Origin of the sequence: Streptomyces sp. NPDC090798 (assembly GCF_044768965.1) — a bacterium.
GTDB lineage: Bacteria > Actinomycetota > Actinomycetes > Streptomycetales > Streptomycetaceae > Streptomyces.
On sequence record NZ_JBIVXA010000003.1, the window covers coordinates 169,946 to 189,182 of the forward strand.

The 19,237-nt window shown below is 71.7% G+C and carries 16 protein-coding genes, 1 tRNA gene and 1 pseudogene; 11 read left to right on the top strand and 7 right to left on the bottom strand.

The genetic code is table 11. The features are described 5' to 3' along the window. Positions 1-298 precede the first annotated feature (298 nt). Positions 299-383 (bottom strand) — tRNA-Leu (locus ACIQTP_RS08295). A 187-nt stretch (positions 384-570) separates the two neighbouring features. On the opposite strand from ACIQTP_RS08295, the gene ACIQTP_RS08300 reads away from it, so the two are divergent. The 3 genes from ACIQTP_RS08300 to ACIQTP_RS08310 all read left to right on the top strand — a co-directional run bounded on the left by ACIQTP_RS08300 (position 571) and on the right by ACIQTP_RS08310 (position 3,391). Further along, the gene (locus ACIQTP_RS08300) at positions 571-1,896 is read left to right on the top strand and encodes a M20/M25/M40 family metallo-hydrolase (RefSeq protein WP_190169572.1); all 1,326 of its coding nucleotides are present in this window, start codon (positions 571-573) and stop codon (positions 1,894-1,896) included. A 146-nt stretch (positions 1,897-2,042) separates the two neighbouring features. Continuing rightward, on the top strand, positions 2,043-2,276 hold the full coding sequence (gene chpH / locus ACIQTP_RS08305) for a chaplin ChpH (protein WP_099940520.1): 234 nt from the start codon (positions 2,043-2,045) through the stop codon (positions 2,274-2,276). A 152-nt stretch (positions 2,277-2,428) separates the two neighbouring features. Continuing rightward, the gene (locus ACIQTP_RS08310) at positions 2,429-3,391 is read left to right on the top strand and encodes a chaplin family protein (RefSeq protein ID WP_403397551.1); all 963 of its coding nucleotides are present in this window, start codon (positions 2,429-2,431) and stop codon (positions 3,389-3,391) included. A 138-nt stretch (positions 3,392-3,529) separates the two neighbouring features. Here ACIQTP_RS08310 and ACIQTP_RS08315 read toward each other — a convergent pair whose 3' ends face one another. Then, a complete protein-coding gene (locus tag ACIQTP_RS08315; protein WP_054231126.1) occupies positions 3,530-3,718 on the bottom strand; it encodes a DUF5703 family protein in 189 nt (62 codons plus the stop codon). A gap of 47 nt (positions 3,719-3,765) precedes the next feature. On the opposite strand from ACIQTP_RS08315, the gene ACIQTP_RS08320 reads away from it, so the two are divergent. After that, entirely contained in the window at positions 3,766-4,473 is a 708-nt protein-coding gene (locus tag ACIQTP_RS08320; protein WP_402043872.1) for a hypothetical protein, read from the top strand. Between the two features lie 132 nt (positions 4,474-4,605). Here ACIQTP_RS08320 and ACIQTP_RS08325 read toward each other — a convergent pair whose 3' ends face one another. Then, positions 4,606-6,849, bottom strand: a complete 2,244-nt coding sequence (locus ACIQTP_RS08325) for a helix-hairpin-helix domain-containing protein (RefSeq protein WP_403397553.1) — start codon at positions 6,847-6,849, stop codon at positions 4,606-4,608. Then, entirely contained in the window at positions 6,846-7,829 is a 984-nt protein-coding gene (locus tag ACIQTP_RS08330; protein WP_403397555.1) for an aldo/keto reductase, read from the bottom strand. The genes ACIQTP_RS08325 and ACIQTP_RS08330 overlap by 4 nt, the downstream gene beginning before the upstream one ends. A 150-nt stretch (positions 7,830-7,979) precedes the next feature. Between ACIQTP_RS08330 and ACIQTP_RS08335 the strand changes: the two genes are divergently transcribed. Further along, positions 7,980-9,035, top strand: coding sequence for an LLM class F420-dependent oxidoreductase (locus ACIQTP_RS08335; RefSeq protein WP_403397557.1), 1,056 nt, complete (start codon positions 7,980-7,982; stop codon positions 9,033-9,035). A gap of 236 nt (positions 9,036-9,271) precedes the next feature. Further along, positions 9,272-10,059 (top strand): annotated as a pseudogene (locus tag ACIQTP_RS08340) (ferritin-like domain-containing protein). 46 nt (positions 10,060-10,105) lie between these two features. On the opposite strand, the gene corA reads toward ACIQTP_RS08340, so the two are convergent. Then, positions 10,106-11,104 (bottom strand): magnesium/cobalt transporter CorA, encoded by a 999-nt coding sequence (gene corA, locus ACIQTP_RS08345; RefSeq protein ID WP_403397559.1) that lies wholly within the window; start codon positions 11,102-11,104, stop codon positions 10,106-10,108. Between the two features lie 98 nt (positions 11,105-11,202). On the opposite strand from corA, the gene ACIQTP_RS08350 reads away from it, so the two are divergent. The 4 genes from ACIQTP_RS08350 (at position 11,203) to mshC (ending at position 15,499) form a co-directional block, all read left to right on the top strand. Continuing rightward, positions 11,203-11,889 carry a histidine phosphatase family protein gene (locus tag ACIQTP_RS08350; RefSeq protein WP_067365234.1) on the top strand — a complete coding sequence of 229 codons (687 nt, stop codon included), beginning with the start codon at positions 11,203-11,205 and terminating at the stop codon, positions 11,887-11,889. Between the two features lie 121 nt (positions 11,890-12,010). Beyond that, entirely contained in the window at positions 12,011-12,601 is a 591-nt protein-coding gene (locus ACIQTP_RS08355; RefSeq protein WP_403397562.1) for a DUF3090 domain-containing protein, read from the top strand. Beyond that, positions 12,565-13,392 (top strand): SCO1664 family protein, encoded by an 828-nt coding sequence (locus ACIQTP_RS08360; RefSeq protein WP_403397565.1) that lies wholly within the window; start codon positions 12,565-12,567, stop codon positions 13,390-13,392. The genes ACIQTP_RS08355 and ACIQTP_RS08360 overlap by 37 nt, the downstream gene beginning before the upstream one ends. 877 nt (positions 13,393-14,269) lie before the next feature. Then, the gene (gene mshC / locus ACIQTP_RS08365) at positions 14,270-15,499 is read left to right on the top strand and encodes a cysteine--1-D-myo-inosityl 2-amino-2-deoxy-alpha-D-glucopyranoside ligase (RefSeq protein ID WP_403397568.1); all 1,230 of its coding nucleotides are present in this window, start codon (positions 14,270-14,272) and stop codon (positions 15,497-15,499) included. 70 nt (positions 15,500-15,569) lie between these two features. Here mshC and ACIQTP_RS08370 read toward each other — a convergent pair whose 3' ends face one another. Beyond that, complete coding sequence (locus ACIQTP_RS08370; protein WP_403397570.1) at positions 15,570-16,139, bottom strand: hypothetical protein; 570 nt, start codon at positions 16,137-16,139, stop codon at positions 15,570-15,572. A gap of 60 nt (positions 16,140-16,199) precedes the next feature. Beyond that, positions 16,200-17,957 carry a S8 family peptidase gene (locus ACIQTP_RS08375; protein WP_403397572.1) on the bottom strand — a complete coding sequence of 586 codons (1,758 nt, stop codon included), beginning with the start codon at positions 17,955-17,957 and terminating at the stop codon, positions 16,200-16,202. Positions 17,958-18,242: 285 nt separating this feature from the next. Here ACIQTP_RS08375 and ACIQTP_RS08380 point away from each other — a divergent pair, with 285 nt between their 5' ends. Then, positions 18,243-19,217: an SMP-30/gluconolactonase/LRE family protein gene (locus ACIQTP_RS08380; RefSeq protein WP_403397574.1), complete on the top strand. Its 975-nt coding sequence runs from the start codon at positions 18,243-18,245 to the stop codon at positions 19,215-19,217. Positions 19,218-19,237: the final 20 nt, after the last annotated feature.

A 19,237-nucleotide genomic window follows, 5' to 3' on the forward strand; every position in this document is an offset into this window, starting at 1 on the left:
GGGAGCTGGTGGGCCCGCAGGTATGCCTGGGGATATTCCGGTCCAGCTCCAAACAAGCCTGGAATTTTAGTACGACGCTAGTCGCGTACCTGGTCATCAGCCATGCGAGGAGGCCGTACGAGGGCACCGGAACCACTGATTCCGGTGCGGTGACGGAGCTCTGACATGGGGGTATGTCATCCTGACGAGATCTGTCCCACATCTGTCCGTGACGCGGCGAACACAACGAGTTGAGGCCTGTGACGCATACAACGAGTGAGGGCCGCGACCTGATGGTCGCGGCCCTCACTCCTCTGTGTGTCCGAGGGGGGACTTGAACCCCCACGCCCGATAAAGGGCACTAGCACCTCAAGCTAGCGCGTCTGCCATTCCGCCACCCGGACAAGGTGTCTGTCGCGCGGGGTTTCCCTCGCGGCGACAGAGGAAACATTACCAGGCTTTCGAGGACCCCCGGTCACACCCCGTCGCCGCGTGAACGGCGTGTGACGGGCCGGGACCGGCCTTGGGGCGCGGAGGGGGTGGGAGAGAGGATGAGGGGGACCACCAGCAGTGACAGTGGGAGGAAGCAGCGTGAGCGAGTCGAACACGGCCAGGAGCGTCTCTGGCGAGGACGAGGTCGTGGACCTCTGTCGCGAGCTGATCCAGATCGACACGAGCAACTACGGGGACCACTCCGGACCGGGTGAGCGCAAGGCGGCGGAGTACGTGGCCGAGAAGCTCGCCGAGGTCGGGCTCGAGCCGCAGATCTTCGAGTCGCACAAGGGGCGCGCGTCGACCGTGGCCCGTATCGAGGGCGAGGACCGCTCGCGCCCCGCGCTGCTCATCCACGGGCACACCGACGTCGTACCGGCCAACGCGGCGGACTGGACCCACCACCCCTTCTCCGGCGAGATCGCGGACGGGATGGTGTGGGGCCGCGGCGCGGTCGACATGAAGGACATGGACGCCATGACCCTGGCGGTCGTCCGGGACCGGCTGCGCAGCGGGCGCAAGCCGCCGCGCGACATCGTCCTCGCGTTCCTCGCCGACGAGGAGGCCGGTGGTACGTGGGGTGCGCGGCACCTCGTCGACAAGCACCCCGACCTCTTCGAGGGCGTGACCGAGGCGATCGGCGAGGTCGGCGGGTTCTCCTTCACGGTCAACGAGAAGCTGCGGCTGTACCTCGTCGAGACCGCCCAGAAGGGCATGCACTGGATGAAGCTGACCGTGGACGGCACCGCCGGGCACGGTTCGATGATCCACAAGGACAACGCGATCACCGAGCTGTCCGAGGCCGTCGGGCGGCTCGGGCGGCACAAGTTCCCGGTCCGGGTGACGAAGACACTGCGGCACTTCCTCGACGAGCTCGGTGACGCGCTCGGCACCGAGCTCGACCCGGAGAACATGGACGAGACGCTCGCCAAGCTCGGCGGCATCGCCAAGCTCATCGGTGCCTCCCTGCAGAACACCGCCAACCCGACCCAGCTCGGTGCCGGATACAAGGTCAACGTGATTCCGGGGCAGGCGACCGCGCACGTCGACGGGCGTTATCTGCCGGGGTACGAGGAGGAGTTCCTCGCCGACCTGGACCGGATTCTCGGACCGAGGGTCAAGCGTGAGGACGTGCACGCGGACAAGGCGCTGGAGACCACCTTCGACGGGGCGCTGGTCGACGCCATGCAGACCGCGCTGTCCGCCGAGGACCCGATCGCGCGCGCCGTGCCCTACATGCTCTCGGCCGGCACCGACGCCAAGTCCTTCGCCGACCTCGGCATCCGCTGCTTCGGCTTCGCCCCGCTCAAGCTGCCGCCGGAGCTGGACTTCGCGGGCATGTTCCACGGGGTCGACGAGCGGGTGCCGGTGGATGCCCTGAAGTTCGGCGTCCGTGTGCTCGACCGCTTCATCGAGGCGTCATGACGGGTTGACGCCCGCATTCGCCCGTACGTGCGGAGATCACCCGGGACGGGTGAATGCGACCATAAGCTCGTAGCTCTAGTCATCTCTCCTCGTTACAGGTGATGCGATCCGCTGCTTGGGATCGCATTTGCCAACAAGGAGGAATAATGATCAAGAAGGTCGTCGCTGCTGCGGCTGCCACTGGTGGTCTGGTTCTCGCGGGTGCGGGCCTGGCCGTCGCCGACTCGGGTGCCCAGGGTGCCGCCGTGCACTCCCCGGGTGTCATCTCCGGCAACGTCATCCAGGTGCCCGTTCACGTCCCGGTGAACGTCTGCGGCAACACGGTCTCCGTGATCGGGCTGCTGAACCCCGCCTTCGGCAACACCTGCATCAACAACTGACGTTGTGCCTCACCCCATGAGGGTCTGAGTCTGTCGGCCCCGGAGCGCGCGCCATGCGCTCCGGGGCCGACCGGCTTTCGGCGCACGCACAGAACGGATGCGTGCGCGTTTCCGGAGAGTCCAAGCCAAGGACCAAGGCAGGGAATTCAGCTATGCGACAGGTCACCCGCAAGGGCCTGATGACCGTGGCGGCCGCGACCGGCGTACTCGCCGCGACCGGAGGCTACGCACACGCCGACTCGGGTGCGAGCGGCGTCAGTTCGGCCTCGCCCGGCGTGTTGTCGGGCAACACGGTGCAGGCGCCGGTGCACGTGCCGGTCAACGTCTGCGGAAACACCGTGAACGTCATCGGGTTGCTCAACCCGGCGATGGGCAACAAGTGCGTCAACCACGGCGGCGGTGGGTCGTCCGCCGGGGGGCACGGGGGCGGTTACGGAGGCGGCTACGGCGGTGGCGGCCATGACGGTGGTGGCTACGGGGGTGGTGGCTACGGGGGTGGTGGTTCGCACTCGGGCGGCGGCTCCCACGCCGGTGGGCATGCGAGTGGCGCGCCGGGCGTCGGCTCCGGCAACCACGTCCAGGTGCCGATCGACGTGCCGGTCAACGTCTGCGGCAACAGCGTGAACGTCGTCGGAGTCGGCAACCCGGCGATGGGCAACGACTGCGCGAACGGACACGGCGGCCACACCCACTACCCGCCCGGCGGCGGTCACCCGGGACAGCCCGGTCATCCCGGTCACCCCGGTCACCCGGGTCACCCGGGACAGCCTGGTCACCCTGGCTACCCGGGACACCCGGGACACCCGGGACACCCGGGCCAGCCCGGGAATCCGGGACAGCCGGGGAACCCCGGTCAGCCCGGACACCCCGGTCAGCCGGGTCAGCCCGGGAACCCCGGACACCCGGGTACGCCCGGGCACCCCGGAACCCCGGGCACGCCGCCCACCTCGTACCCCAACCACCCGGGGACGCAGAACGTCTCCCAGCCGCACAGCCCCGCGGCGCAGCTCGCCCACACCGGCAGTGACCTGCCGATCGGCGCGGTGATCCCGGCGGGCGCGGGCGCGCTGCTGGCAGGCGCCGTGCTCTACCGCCGGGCGCGCTCAGGCGCGTAACCGGCAGGACAGGGAGAAGTCCGGGCCCGGAACCGGGGCCGGGGCCGGCGTGATCGCTTCGCCACAGGCATCCCCTGTGGCGAAGCGACCGGAGCGGGCCCGCACTGGCGGGGCCGCTCCGTTTTCAGCCGCTTTCGCTCACCACGTGGCACGCACCTGGCGGATGATCCGCCGGCGCAGCCGCACCTTGCGGCTGCCATCGGGGTGCAGGCTGAGGCGGTCCAACTCCCAGTGTCCGTACTCCGCATGGTCCGTCAGCAGGCGTGTCGTCTCCTTGCGGGACACCCCGCGCGGCACGTACACGTCGACAAATTCGTATTCCGGCATCGCATCTATTGTGCGGGCAGAGGCCCTGTACGGATAGCGTCTGCACTATGTCTGATGCTGTGCAGCCCACCGCTGCCGAGGTACGCGCCGCCGCCGAGGCTGTCAAGACCGCACTCGACCGCCACCTGGCCGCGGTCGAGCGCAGGTCGGGCGATGACGACCCGGCCGTATACGAGGCGTTCAACGAGCTGGCCGCCGCGGCCGAGGAGTACGACGAGCTGCTCTACGACCGATACGACGAGGTCACTCCCTTCGAGATCCCCGGCAGCGACGACACGCTGCCGCCGTACACGGGCCCCGAGGAGCCGAACGCTCTGAGCGTGCTGATCCGCCGGGACTACGCGGTGGTGGAGCCGCAGCGACTGCTGGCACAGGCTCAGCGGGTGGAGGCCGTGGAGGAGGACGGGGCCACCGCGGCCGCGGGCTTCGACGCGGCGTCCGGCACGGTGCACGGAGCGCTCGGTGTCCTGTTCGGCGAGTTCGAGCCGGACGAGATCGCCTCCCGGCACAAGGAGTTCGGTCTGGAGGAGGGCGACTCCACACTCTGGGTCACGGCCGCCGACGAACCGGCCGACCCCGGCGAGTGGCTGGAGACCCCCTTCGAGGCGATCGACCCGCAGCGCGTGGTCTGCCGCTTCGACGTCAGCGCGGTCTTCGACGACGAGTCGGACGACGACGAGCTGGAGGACGACCTCGCCCCGGACTCCGAACTGGACGAGGACGGGGACCTGGAGCCGCTGGACGCCGATCGCTGAGCATCGCGTCACAGCATCCCGAGCATCCCGTCGCGGGAGCGCTGAGCACCGCGGCACAGGAAGGTGGCGGTCACCGGAAGCCCGGTGGCCGCCACCTTCCCGCGTACGGGAGCCGTGTCCCTGCGGGGCGGCTCAGCCCGCTGCCGGGACCTGTGCCTTGAGCAGGGCGGGCAGGCGCGTGGTGCGCGGCTTCTGCGGGACCTCGGCCACCGCCCGCTGCAGGGCCTGCTCCACCCCGTGGACCACGGACAGATGGCGCTCGGCCCGGCCGAAGGCCGTGTAGACCCAGGGCCTGGTCAGGGCCGCCGCCGCGTCACCGGGGAGCACCACGACCGCGGCGGGCCAGCGCAGCCCGACCGCCTGGTGCGCCGTGAGTGCCCAGCCGTGCCGCACGGACTGCTCCACCCGCTCCTTCGGTACGACGACGGGCAGACCCGAGCACTCCAGGTGCAGCCCGTCGGCGTCGGCCTTCACCACGTGTCCCACCGCCGTACGACCCGGAGCGGGGGAGTGGGCGACGCGGTCTCCGGGGTCGAAGCCGCCGAAGCGGCCGGGACCCGGGTTCAGCCGCTCCTTGAGCGCGCTGTTCAGTGCGCGGGTGCCGACGGCGCCGCCGTGTCCCGGGGTGATCACCTGGGTCTGCTCGGCCGGGATGCCGATGGCGCGCGGCACCGAGTCCGCGACCAGCTGCACGGTCCGGTGCACCGCCTCGCCGGCGTCCCGCACGGGGACGATCACGACTTCCTTGCCGGGCGCCTCGACCTGGTTGAGCTCACCGATGCCGACCCCGGAGACAAGCTCCCCGATGGGGCCGGGGTCCGGCGTCCGGGAGGCCACCTGCGGGCACACCCGGGCGGCCAGCAGATCGGCGAAGACCCGACCCGGACCCGCCGACCACAGCACCCCCGGGTCCCCGCTCAGCACCAGCCGCGCGCCGTCCGGCAGCGATTCGGCGAGCATCGCCGCCGTCTCGACGTCCAGCTGCGGTGCGTCCAGGACGACCAGGAGGTCCAGGTCGAAGGCGCCGTCCGTGTCCCGGCCAGGGCCCTCGGCGCCCGAGAGGAGTCCCGCGACGGTGGTGACGCCGGTGACCGGCCCCTCCCCGGCGTCGCCCGAGGGGCCGTCCGGCAGGTCGTACCGCGCCATCCGGGCCGTGCAGTCGTCGCGGCCGCTCGGCGTGTGGGTGGCGGCCCAGGCGCGCAGGCCGAGACCGCGCGCGGCGTGCAGCAGTGCCGCCGCCTCGGCCAAGGACGCGTGCCCGCCGGTGTGCAGGACCAGGCCGTGGCCCGCGACCGCCCGGATCAGCTCCGCGGCGGAGCGGGTGGCCGACGTGGCGGCCTGCTCCCAGCCGTCGGCCGAGCCGTCCGTCTTCGGTACGGAGTTCATGACCCGGGCCAGTCCGTCGGCGAGGCTCTCCTCGGCCAGCGCGTACCGCTCCAGGCCGATGAGGACGCGCACCGGGCGCTCCTCGGGCTCCTCGGCGCCCTCCGCCTGGGCCGGGGGCGCGGTGTCGAGGGCGTCCTGGAAGACCAGCGCGTCGCCCTCCGCGAGGGCGCTCTGCACGGCCGCGTCCGGATCCGGCACCGCGCGCTGGGCGAGCGCGGCGGTGAGCGCGGGGGCGTCGAGGGCGGTGTGCCCGGCCAGGGCCGCCTGCTCGAGGAGCCATACGGTGACCGCCCGCCCGCGCCGCTCGTCGTCCGGGCGGCACTCCGCGCCGAGCAGCGCGCGGGCGAACCCGTCGGCCTGCTCCGGCCGCACCCCGGCGACCCGCAGCAACTGCCAGGGGTCCTCGCGCAGCTGGTCGTCCGCGCCCTCGCCGAGAGCCGCGAGGGCCTCCGGTGCGAGGGTGTCGGGTGCGCCGCCTTCGCCCAGCACGGCGCGTACGGCGGCGACGGCTTCCGGTGCGAGGGCCGCCGAGGTCTCGGCCGGGGCGGCCACCGGCTGCGGGCGCGGCACGGGCTCCGGTGCGACCGCTCTGCGCGGCGTCGGCTCGGGCTCACGGAAGGCGGTGGCCACGGGCTTCTCGCCGCTTTCCACGGCCCGCACCGCCGCGAGCAGATCGGCGGCCGTCCCGCTGAGCTTGGCCCCGGCCGCGATCGGCCCCTGCTTCTCGGCCTTCCGCCGCTCGATCCGCTCACGCTCCAGCCGCTGCGCCGCCAACTCGGCCTCTGCCTCGGACAGCTTTGTGGCGTCCGCCGCGCCTTCGGTTTCCGCTCCGCCCTCGACCGTGGTCCCCTCGCCCCCGGAGGGCGTGGTGCCGGCGTCCGTGACCGCGTCCGAGTCCGCGTCCGTGTCGGCGTCCGGCGGGCCGGCGGTCGCTCCCGCGCCCGGCGTCCCCGGCTCCACTTCCTCCGTGGTCTCGGGCTCCGTGCTCACAGCGTGCTCCAGTCGTGATCGGGATAGTGGTGCACCGGTGCCGACACGTCGTCGAGCGCCCGGCAGATCTCGTCAGGAAGACTAAGGGTCTCCACTGACAACGCGGCCATGAGCTGCTGCGCGTTGCGCGCGCCGACGATCGGGGCGGCGACACCGGGCCGGTCGCGCACCCACGCGAGGGCGACCTGCAACGGCGTGACCGCGAGGCCGTCCGCCGCCGTCGTCACCGCGTCCACGATGCCGCTCGCCGTGTCGTCCAGGTACGGGGCGACGAACGGCGCGAGGTGCTCCGAGCCGCCCCGGGAGTCCGACGGTGTGCCGCCCCGGTACTTCCCGGTGAGCACACCCCGCCCGAGCGGGGAGGACGGCAGCAGGCCCACGCCCAGGTCGAGCGCCGCGGGCAGCACCTCCCGCTCCACGCCGCGCTGGAGCAGGGAGTACTCCATCTGCGTACTCGCGATCCGCGTCCGTGTCCCGGGCGCCGCCAGCTGCCAGGTCGCCGCCTTGGCGAGCTGCCAGCCGCAGAAGTTGGACACCCCCGCGTATCTCGCGCGACCGCTGCTGACCGCGAGGTCGAGCGCCTGGAGGGTCTCCTCCAGCGGGGTGTCCGGGTCGAAGGCGTGGACGTGCCAAAGATCCACGTAGTCCGTGCCGAGGCGCTGAAGCGAGGCGTCGAGTGCCGACAGGAGGTGCCCGCGCGAGCCGTCGAACCGCCGGTCCGGGTCGGGCACACTGCCCGCCTTCGTGGAAATGACCAGGTCCCGACGCGGCACGAGCCCTTCTATGAGCTGTCCGAGCAGGTACTCCGACTCCCCGTCCCCGTACACATCCGCGGTGTCGACGAGGTTCCCGCCCGCTTCCCAGAACACCTTCAACAGCTCCGCGGCGTCGTGCTCGTCGGTATCCCGCCCCCACGTGAGGGTGCCGAGTCCGATCCGGGACACACGCAGGCCGGTACGGCCGAGATGCCTCTGCTCCATGGACGCCGAGATTACTGGCCAGAACTCGCCTCGTGGGGGCCCTGTGGACAACCTGGATGATCAGACCTGAACCCGTTCCTGCCGCCGCGCCCACCAGCGCGCTAGGGTCTCCGGCACAAGGGACGTTACTGATCGGTAAGGGGATCGGCCATGCAGCTCGGGATCAACCTCGGCTACTGGGGCGGCGGAATGGACGCGGACAATCTCGCCGTCGCCCAGGAGGCCGACCGACTGGGATACGCGGTGTGCTGGGCCGCCGAGGCCTACGGCTCGGACGCGGCGACCGTGCTCACCTGGGTCGCCGCCAAGACCGAGCGCATCGACGTCGGCTCGGCGATCTTCCAGATCCCGGCCCGTCAGCCCGCGATGACCGCGATGACCGCCGCGACGCTCGACTCGCTCTCCGGCGGGCGCTTCCGCCTCGGCCTCGGCGTCTCCGGACCGCAGGTCTCCGAGGGCTGGTACGGAGTCAAGTTCGACAAGCCGCTGGCCCGCACCCGCGAGTACGTCGAGATCGTACGCAAGGCGATGACCCGCGAGCGGCTGTCGTACGAGGGCGAGCACTGGACGCTGCCGCTGCCGGACGGTCCGGGCAAGCCGATCAAGCTGACGGTGCACCCGCAGCGCGAGCACATCCCGCTGTACATCGCCGCGATCGGCCCGAAGAACCTGGAGCAGACCGGAGAGATCGCCGACGGCGCCCTGCTGATCTTCCCCTCGGCCGAGCACCTCGAGGACACCGCGCTCCGCCATCTGCGGGCGGGCCGGGAGAAGGCCGGCAAGACCATGGAGGGCTTCGACGTCTGCCCGACGCTGCCGCTCGCCGTCGGCGCCGACAAGGACGTGACGGCGCTCGCCGACATGTTCCGCCCCTACACCGCTCTGTACGTCGGCGGCATGGGCAGCCGCAAGCAGAACTTCTACAACCAGCTCGCCCAGCGCATGGGATACGAGAAGGAGGCCGCCGAGATCCAGGACAAGTACCTGTCCGGCGACAAGGAGGGCGCGGCCGCCGCCGTGCCGCACGCGCTGATCGACCAGACCACCCTGCTCGGCTCCGTGGACCGCATCGCCGACCGGATGAAGGCCTACGCGGCGGCGGGCGTCACCACGCTCACGCTGTCGCCCGCCGGCTTCACGCTGGAGGACCGGATGGCCTCGCTCCGCGCCGGTTCGGACGCGCTGGAGCGGGCCGGTCTGGCGTAACGCGTCGCAACCCCGTCCCCGGAGGGACGGAAGAAGTTCTGCGGCCGTGGTGGGGGCTCGGGGGGTCTTCCCCGCCACGGCCGTCACGGGGAACAACGCGCGGGCGTGCCCTGGGTTACGCGCGCGGGCCCGTCCCGTCATCCTTCGTTCGGCGCATTTGTCCGACACCTCGGTTGCCGGGCATTCGGCATCCCATTTGACTCGTTTTCTGCGGACCCTGCAGAAAGGTGTCATCGATGCTTTCGGCCAAGAGTCTGTTTCAGGAGATCCTCGACAACGACGAGTCGTTCCGGCTCTTCTGCTCCATCGCCGCCAGCGGGGAGTCGCAGGGTGGCTGGGAGAACGCCCGCATCGCCGCCCTCGTCCCGCAGAGCGCACGCGAACTCGCCCCGAAGATCACCCGGCACGGCGCCGACGAGGACAAGCACGGGCGGATCTTCGGCGCCCTGATGAGGAAGCGCGGCCTCGCACCGGTCGAGGTCCCGGCCGACACCGACTACACGATGCTCCTGGAACGCCACGGGATCGGACTCGCCCACGACAAGCTGAAGAGCGAAGAGCCACTCACCGTACGAGACATCGTCATGTACCTCGCCCACAGCAGGGTCACCGAGCAGCGTGCCTCCGAGCAGATGGAGCTGCTGCGCAGGCACTTCGCCGACCGTCCCGACATCGGTCGCGCGGTCCGCATGATCTCCCAGGACGAGGACAGGACCTCGCCTACTGCCACGAGGAGCTGCTCCGCTTCGCGTCCGCCGGACACGGCCGTGCCATCCGGCGGACGCTGCGCGCGTGCGCGCTCGCCGAGATCCGCGTCTACCGGGACGTCAGTCTCGCCGTGATGACCCACATGGGCCGCATTCTCGGCTGGTCGAGGGCCAGGGCGGCGACGCTCACCGCGGCCATCCACACCGTCTACGCCTACGAGCGCGCCGCGGGCTGGCGCCGCATGGTCTCCCTGAGGATGCCGGAACACCGCGACGCCCTGGGCGGCCCCGCGACGCCCGCACCGGAGGTGGCGTGACCCGCGGTCGCCGACGCTCACATCCGCCCACCTGCTCGCACGCCGGTCACAGCCAGCCCCGCCGCTTGAAGAGGTGGTACAGCAGGAATTCCAGCGCCACCATCGCCAGGATCACCGCCGGATACGACCAGAGCCAATGCAGCTCGGGCATGTGGTCGAAGTTCATGCCGTAGATGCCGGCGATCATCGTGGGGACCGCGGCCATGGCCGCCCACGCCGAGATCTTCCGCATGTCGTCGTTCTGGCGCACGCTCATCTGCGCGAGATGCGCCGAGAGGATGTCCGAGACCAGCCGGTCCAGGCTCTCCACCGACTCGTTCACACGGGCCAGATGGTCGTTGACGTCGCGGAAGAAGGGCTGCGCCTTCTCGTTCACGAACGGCACCGGGGCGCCGGCGGTGCCCGAGCCCGAGAGCCGGGTCAGCGGAACGGTCAACGGGACCGTCGCCCGCCGGAACTCCAGGATCTGCCGCTTGAACGTGTAGATCCTGGACGCGGTGTACCGCGAACCGCCGCCACTCGGCGAGAAGACCTCGGCCTCCAGCGCCTCCAGGTCCGTCTGGAGCTCGGTCGCCACCTCCAGGTAGTGGTCGACCGTCGCGTCGGCGATCGAGTAGAGCACCGCCGTCGGTCCGTGCCGCAGCATCTCGGGGTCCTCCTCCAGCCGGCGGCGCACCTGCGCGAGGGGCGAGCACTCGCCGTGCCGGACGGTCACCACGAAGGAGTCCCCGATGAACACCATCACCTCACCGGTGGTGACGACATCGCTCTCCGCCTCGTACTCGACCGGCTTCAGGACCACGAACAGTGAATCGTCGAACATCTCCAGCTTGGGCCGCTGATGCGCCTTGAGGGCGTCCTCGACCGCCAGCGGATGCAGCCCGAACTCCTCGGTGACGAGGTCGAACTCCTGCTCCGTCGGCTCGTACAGCCCGATCCAGATGAACGCGTCGCCCTCGGCGCGTGCCAGATCCAGGGCGTCGGAGAGGTCCTCGGGGCCCTCCGCCCGGCGCCCGTGGTGGTAAATGGCGCAGTCGACGATCACGGAGCGTATTCTCCCGTCGCCCGGCCGCCACCGCACTCCGGCCGCCGTTGTCCACAGCCCCCTCCGGGTCCCCGAGCCACCCGTTTACGCTGGGCCGCATGCCCACCCTGATTCTCGTACGGCACGGACGTTCGACCGCCAACACCGCTGGGCTGCTCGCCGGCTGGACGCCCGGCGTCGCCCTCGACGAGCGCGGCGCCCAGCAGGCCGCGGCGCTGCCCGGCCGGCTCGCCGCGCTGCCGATCTCCGAAGTCGTCACCAGCCCCCTCCAGCGCTGCCAGGAGACCGTGCAGCCGCTGCTCGACGCCCGCCCCGAGCTGCGCGTGCACACCGACGAGCGGATCGGGGAGGCGCACTACGGCGACTGGTCCGGCCGCAAGCTCGCCGAGCTGAAGGACGAGCCGCTGATGGAGGTCGTACAGGCGCATCCGTCCGCGGCCGCGTTCCCCGGCGGAGAATCCATGCGGGCGATGCAGACACGGGCGGCCGAAGCGGTGCGCGAGTGGAACGCGCGTGTGGAGCGCGACCACGGCGGCGACGCGGTCTACGTCATGTGTTCGCACGGCGACATCATCAAGTCCCTCGTCGCGGACGCACTCGGACTTCATCTCGACCTCTTCCAGCGGATCTCTGTAGAACCGTGTTCCATCACCGCGATCCGTTACACACGACTGCGCCCCTTCCTTGTGCGCCTCGGGGACACCGGCGACCTCGCCTCCCTGGCGCCGCGCGAGGAGCCGCCCAGCGGGGACGCCCCGGTCGGGGGCGGTGCGGGCGCACCGTGATCGTCGGCCGCAGTAGGGTGAAGCGGTTGAAGCAGCGCAGTAGTTGTCAACAAGTTGTCAGCAGCCGATGAGGGCCTAGGCAGTCAGCCGGTCCACATGCCGATTCCAATGGAGACAGGACGTGTCCCGTCAGGTGTTCCTCTACGACCCCCCGGACCGTTTCGTGGCCGGTACGGTCGGGTTGCCCGGGCGCCGTACCTTCTTCCTGCAGGCCTCCGCAGGCCCCCGGGTGACCAGCGTCGCCCTGGAGAAGACCCAGGTCGCCGCGCTCGCCGAACGCATGGACGAGCTCCTCGACGAGGTCGTACGGCGCACCGGCGGCAGCGCACCCGTCCCGGCCATGGCCCCCACCGAGGTGTCCGACACCGCCCCTCTCGACACCCCGGTGGACGAGGAGTTCAGGGTCGGCACGATGGCGCTGGCCTGGGACGGTGACGAACAGCGCATGATCGTCGAGGCGCAGGCTCTCGTGGAGCTCGACGCCGATACCGACGAGGACCTCGCCGAGGCCGAGGAAAGGTTGCTCCAGGACGAGGAGAACGGCCCGCCGATGCTTCGCGTCCGGCTCACCGGCGCGCAGGCCAGAGCCTTCGCCAAGCGCGCCCTCGACGTCGTCAACGCGGGCCGGCCGCCCTGCCCGCTGTGCAGCCTCCCGCTCGACCCGGAAGGACACGTATGTCCGCGCCAGAACGGATACCGCCGCGGAGCGTGACCACGGCCGAGCTGCTCGCCCTGGGCGAGCTGAAGGTGCGCGGACGGATCCGTGAGGCCTCGAACGCGGTGCTGTACTGCTCCGTTTCGTACGAGGGCCGGGACGCGTTCTGCGTCTACAAACCGGTCGCTGGGGAGCGGCCCCTGTGGGACTTCCCCGACGGGACCCTCGCCCAGCGTGAGGTGGCCGCGTACGAGGTCTCCGAGGCCACGGGCTGGGGGCTGGTCCCCACCACCGTGCTGCGCGACGGGCCCTACGGCGAGGGCATGTGCCAGCTGTGGATCGAGGCCCTGCCCGAGGCCGACGGGGACGGGCTGCTGGCCCTGGTGGAGGCCGAGGAGCCCGCGGCGGGATGGAAGGCCATCGGCTTCGCCGAGGTCGGCGAGGGAGAGACGGCGCTGCTCGTGCACGCCGACGATGTCCGGCTGCGACGGCTCGCCGTGCTCGACGCCGTGATCAACAACGCCGACCGCAAGGGCGGGCATCTGCTGCCCGCCGGTGAGGGGCGGCTGTACGGCATCGACCACGGCGTCACCTTCAACGCCGAGAACAAGCTGCGCACGCTGCTGTGGGGCTGGGCGGGGGAGCCGCTGACGCCGGAGGCGGTCGAGGTCCTCACCTCCCTGCGGGACGGGCTGGCGCCGGGCGCGCCGCTCGCCACCCGGTTGGCCGAACTCATCACCACCACCGAGATCGACGCCACACGCGCGCGTGTCGAGGCGATGCTCGCCTCGGGGAAACACCCGGAGCCGAGCGGGGAGTGGCCGGCGATCCCCTGGCCACCGGTGTAAACACCCTCGACCGTCCGGGGTCCGGGCCCGCCAACCGGGTCGCGCGGACCACGGCTCCCCCGGGACAGGTCCCGCCGCCCCAGCACCAGATGGGCTCACGCCCGGGCGCCCCGACATCCGGCCGGGCCGACATGCGGGCGGGGCCACGCCCGGGCGCGCAGCCGCCCGTGGCGGTGCCCGGCCTGGGGGTGCCCGGCCTGGGGGTGCCCGGCCTGGGGGTGCCCGGCCTGGGGGTGCCCGGCCTGGGGGTGCCCGGCCTGGGGGTGCCCGGTCTGGCGGTGCCCAGTCCGGCGGTGCCCGCCCGTGGCGGTGCCCAGCCTGGCGGTGGCCGGTCTGGGGGTGCCCGGTCTGGCGGTGCCCGGCCTGGCGGTGGCCAGTGTGGCGGTGGCCGGTCTGGGGGTGGCCTGCCTGAGGGCCGCCCCCCGGTGCGTAGGCCTGTGGGGGCGCCGTCCACCGGCGGACGCCGGGGGCGCGCACCACCAAACCGGCGTCCCACGTCCCGCACCTCCGCCGCACCACACACCCGCGACTGCCGACCACCAGCGACGCGAACACCGCGGGCTTGGCCCGGCAGGCCTACGCGGGCCGCCGGTGGCCGCGAACCCGTTGCCTCGCGCGTAGCCGGTCCTGGCGGCGCAACAGGCGCGTGGGGCGGGGCGCGGGCCGGGCGGCTCGCGCTCGCGCTCACGGCGCATGTGAGGGGGGACGGACCGCCGACTTCGGGGTGCGCGCGCGGTGGGCTGTGCCCGTCGTACGGCGGCCTCACCCCCGTAGGACCGGGTGACGCACACCGTCGGGCATTGCGCAAGAGGGCCTTCCACGTCATCAGGGCTGGTCCGGTTCGTACACGGAAGTTCCGTCCGGTTAGGCTCATGACATGCATGCCTGGCCCGCTTCTGAGGTCCCCGCCCTGCCTGGTGAGGGCCGCGACCTCCAGATCCACGACACCGCGACCGGCGGCCTCGTCACACTCGACCCCGGTCCCGTCGCCCGTATCTACGTCTGCGGCATCACGCCGTACGACGCGACCCACATGGGTCACGCGGCGACCTACAACGCGTTCGACCTCGTTCAGCGCGTGTGGCTCGACACCAAGCGGCAGGTTCACTACGTCCAGAACGTGACCGACGTCGACGACCCGCTCCTGGAGCGGGCGGAGCGCGACGGCGTCGACTGGGTGGGACTCGCCGAGAAGGAGACCGCCCTCTTCCGTGAGGACATGACCGCCCTGCGGATGCTGCCGCCGCGGCACTACATAGGCGCCGTCGAGGCGATACCCGGCATCGTGCCGCTCGTCGAGCGGCTGCGGGACGCGGGCGCGGCGTACGAACTCGAAGGGGACGTCTACTTCTCCGTCGAGTCCGACCCCAACTTCGGCAAGGTGTCCAACCTGGACGCCGCCGCCATGCGCCTGCTCTCCGCCGAGCGGGGCGGCGACCCGGACCGTCCGGGCAAGAAGAACCCGCTCGACCCGATGCTCTGGATGGCGGGGCGGGAGGGGGAGCCCAGCTGGGACGGGGGCTCGCTCGGCCGCGGCCGGCCCGGCTGGCACATCGAGTGCGTCGCCATCGCCCTCGACCACCTCGGGATGGGCTTCGACGTCCAGGGCGGCGGCTCCGACCTCGCCTTCCCGCACCACGAGATGGGCGCCTCGCACGCCCAGGTGCTCACCGGCGAGTTCCCGATGGCCAAGGCGTACGTGCACGCCGGCATGGTCGCCCTCGACGGCGAGAAGATGTCGAAGTCCAAGGGCAACCTCGTCTTCGTGTCGAAGCTCCGGCGCGACGGCGTCGACCCGGCCGCCATCCGCCTCGCCCTCCTCGCGCACCACTACCGCGCCGACTGGGAGTGGACGGACACCGTCCTCGCGGACGCGGTCGCCCGTCTGGAGAACTGGCGGGCGGCGGTGTCACGTCCCGACGGGCCGTCCGCCGAGGCGCTGGTCGAGGAGATCCGCGAGGCCCTCGCGAACGACCTGGACGCACCGGCGGCGCTCGCCGCGGTCGACCGCTGGGCGGCGCTCCAGCGCGAGACGGGCGGTACGGACGAGGGCGCCCCCGGCGTCGTCTCGCGCGCCGTGGACGCCCTCCTGGGAGTGGCCCTGTAGTTCCTCTCGTACATGGGGGCGCCGGGCGGTCGTACCGCCCGGCGCCCCTTCGTTCTCCTTTCTCAGAGCGTCACTTGTTCACGATGACGGCCTGTACGGCGCTGCTGTTGGCGTCGTAGACGCCGATGACCTGCTGCCCGTAGGCGAAGGCCTGCTGGACTTCGTCGTGGGTGATCTGGTTGGGGTTCACCAGGGGGCGCCAGGCGTTGTCGATGAACAGGTAGAGGATCGACGGCTGGCTCGGGAGCGGGGTGACCACGTCCCAGAAGTGCTGGGCGATCCCGCTCGTCAGGACCTGCGCCTGCTGCTGTTGCTGCTGCCCGCCGAGCTGCTGGAGCAACTGCTGGAACGGCTGCTGCTGCCCCATCTGCTGGAGCTGCTGCTGGAGGTGCTGCGGAATCTGCTGCAGCGGGATGTGCTGCTGCGGGTTCTGGTGTTGCGGGTTCTGCTGAAGCGGGTTCTGGTGCTGCGGGTTCTGCGGCTGGCCGAACAGCTGCTGCATCTGCTGTCCGAACGCCATGGGCTGCTGCTGCCCGAACTGCCCGAACTGCTGGGGCGGCGCCGTGCTCGGTCCCTGCTGCCCCTGCTGGATGCCCTGTTGGTGCCCTTGCTGCTGACTCATCTGCGGGGTGGTGCTCATACGGGTGCCACCTTCCGTGAATCATCGAATCGTTGACTTGCGGCTACGCCCTCGGACACGTCAGCCCGTGACCACCAGGCCGACGATCTCGTCCTGCGAGAACCAGACACGTACGTCGGGCCGTCCGCCCGCGAAGGCGGAGTGCACCGCCTGACGGATCTCGGGGGAGGGGTTGTTGAGGTTGCGCCAGTCACCGGCCACGAACAGCCGGAGCCTGGGCGGGAGTTCGCGCGGGTACGGCAGCAGCTCGTCCCAGTACCGTTCGGCCTGGCCCGAGCCGACCGCCTCCGGCAGCAGACGGGTGACCGCCGCCTTGATGTCCGGCCGGTTGCCGATCCGCTGGGAGGCGGGCCGGCCCGGCGCGTCCTGCTGCGGGGAGCCGGTGGCCCGCAGCACCGCGCGGGCACGCTCCGGGGACATCGGTTCCTGGGCCGCCGCCTTGAGCATGCCCTGCAGCGCGGCCAGGGCGCCGACCACCACCGGGGAGGCGGAGGAGGTCCCGGAGAACGTGTCCGTGTACCAGCCGATCTCCTCGGCACCGCCCTGCAGATCGCCGGGCCGGTCCCAGAAGCCGCCGGTGGTCGTGACCTCGCGGCCCCAGCCCTGCGCGTCCACCCGCGCCCCGTAGTTGGAGAAGGCGAGGCGGGAGCGGTCCGGGCCGTGGTCGCGGCCGTGCGTGCCGGGCGGCGGTGCGCCGGCGCCGACCAGCACCGCGCCGGAGGACGGGTTGGCAGGGTTGAAGGGGTTGCGCCACCACGCGGGGAACTCGGCGGGGCGCCGCTCGTACACCGCGTCGTCGAGCGACTCGGCGCCGTTGCCCGCGGCCGCCACGACGAGCACTCCCTTGGCGGTCGCGTACCGGATGGCCGCGAAGTTGTCGGGCCACCACTCGATCGCGATGTAACCCTGCTGGTCGTCGCGCTCCTCGAAGTCGAACCGCGGCCCTGGGGCGTGCAGTTCGACCAGGATGATGTCACCGGGGCCCAGCCGCTCGGCCGCCGCGTGGATCGCGGCCGCCGTGCCCATGCCCTGGAAGGACGCGGCCGCGGTCACCGCGTCCGGCGCGATGCCGGTGATCCCGCGCTCGTCGCGGTCGCCCCCGATCACCCCGATGACGGCGGTGCCGTGGTTGCGCCAGGCGAGGTCCGTCAGCGGGGTGCCGACGACCACGCCCGCGAGCTTCGCGGCCAGGTCCTCGTGGCCCAGCTGCCACGCCCCCTCCACATCGATCACCGTCACGCCCTGGCCCGTACCGCCCGGCCGCTGCCAGGCCCAGTGGGCGTCGATGCCCTCGGGGGCCGGCCGCAGATAGCCCTGGCGGCTGGTGAAGTCCGGGGTGACCGGCGCCCCTTCCTTCGTCTGCCGGCCGTCGTCCGGGCTCGCCGAGTCCTGTGCGGTCCGCCCGACCGACCCCACCGAGGCGGGGACGGCGCCGGGCTTCACGTACGCCGTGTCGATCTCCGGCAGCGCGGCGATCCGTGAACGCAGTTCCTGGGCGCGGCTCTCGACGCCGCGCACCCGGTAGAAGAGCGCGAGGCCGCTTCCGCCCCCGCCGTCCGCCACCTCGGACTGCCGCAGTCGTTCCTCGCTGCCGAACAGCGGCTCCAGGGCGAGCTGTTCGTCACTGAGGAACATGTTGAGGGCCGACACGTCCGAGCCCGCCGCCGAGCGGACGCCCTCGGCCCCGGCGCGCAGCCGGGCCTCGGGGCGTGCGACGACGATCAGCTCCTGCTCGGCTCCCCGGTAGGTGAACCCCGCTCCGTCGGGTCCCGGCCCGGCCGTCCCCGGGCCCTGCGTCGGCTGTACCTGGTCGGTCATCGCGTACCGCTCCTCTCGGTTCGGTCGTGCGGGTGCTGCCATGTCCCGTCCCCGGGCCGCGCCTTCGGGGCACAACCTGGCACGCCCACGGCGACTCGTCCACCCCGACTTCGCCAACTCGGTTTGAAAACAAGTTGAATGGGGAAACCTGTGCAATCCGTCCTGAAACAGATGTCACGCAGCAAACAGGCCAAAGGCTGCGGAGTCAGGGGACATGTGGTGGGGTGGCCGGGACAGTTGATCGCTGGACCGGTCAACTCCCGGTCCCGCCCGGAAGGACGCACCGTGACATCCACACACCGTTCGTTGCCAGGCCGTCTCAGCCGCCGAAGACTGCTCACCGCCGGTGCCGCGACCGCCGGCGCCGCGCTCGCCGGGTCCTCGGCCGGCCCGGCCCGGGCAGCGGGGAAGTCGTTACCCACCGTCATACATCTGCCGAACGGCATCCGTCCTGAAGGCATCACCATCGGCGGCGGCCCGTACGCCTACCTCGGATCCATCGCCGACGGTTCGGTCTACCGCGCCGATCTGCGCACCGGACAGGGCCGGACCATCGCCCCGGGACCGGGAACGGCGGCGGCCGGGCTCAAACTCGACGGCAGGGGGCGGCTGTTCATCGCCACGGTCGGTACGGGCGCCCGCGTGGTGGACGTCCGCACCGGCGCCGAACTCGCGTCGTACGTCCTCGCCACGGAGTCCGGGACCTTCGTCAACGACGTGGTCCTGACCCCCCGCGCGGTCTGGTTCACGGACTCCTACCAGCCCACGCTGTACGCGCTGCCGCTCGGCCCGGGCGGCGCCCTGCCGGACGCGGCCGACGTCGTACGGCTGCCCCTGGGCGGCGACTGGAGCCAGATGCCCGGCGCCACGATCAACGCCAACGGGATCACGCGGACCCCGGACGGTGCCGCCCTGCTCGTCGTGCAGACCGGGGTCGGCGGCCTGCACCGGGTCGACCCGAGGACCGGAGTCACCCGGCTCGTCGACCTCGGCGACGCGGCGCCCCTCGTCAACGGCGACGGGCTGCTGCTCACCGGACGGACGCTGTACGTGGTGCAGAACATGCAGAACGCGATCGACGTCTTCCGGCTCTCGCCCGACGGGCGCAGCGGCGTCTTCCAGCGCCGCCTCACCGACCCGAACCTCGACGTGCCGACCACCGTGGCCGCGTACGGGGACCGCCTCTACTTGCCCAACGCCCGCTTCACGACCACGCCGACGCCGGACACCCCGTACGACGTGATCGCCGTCGAACGCTGACGCGAGGCGACGCGAGGCGA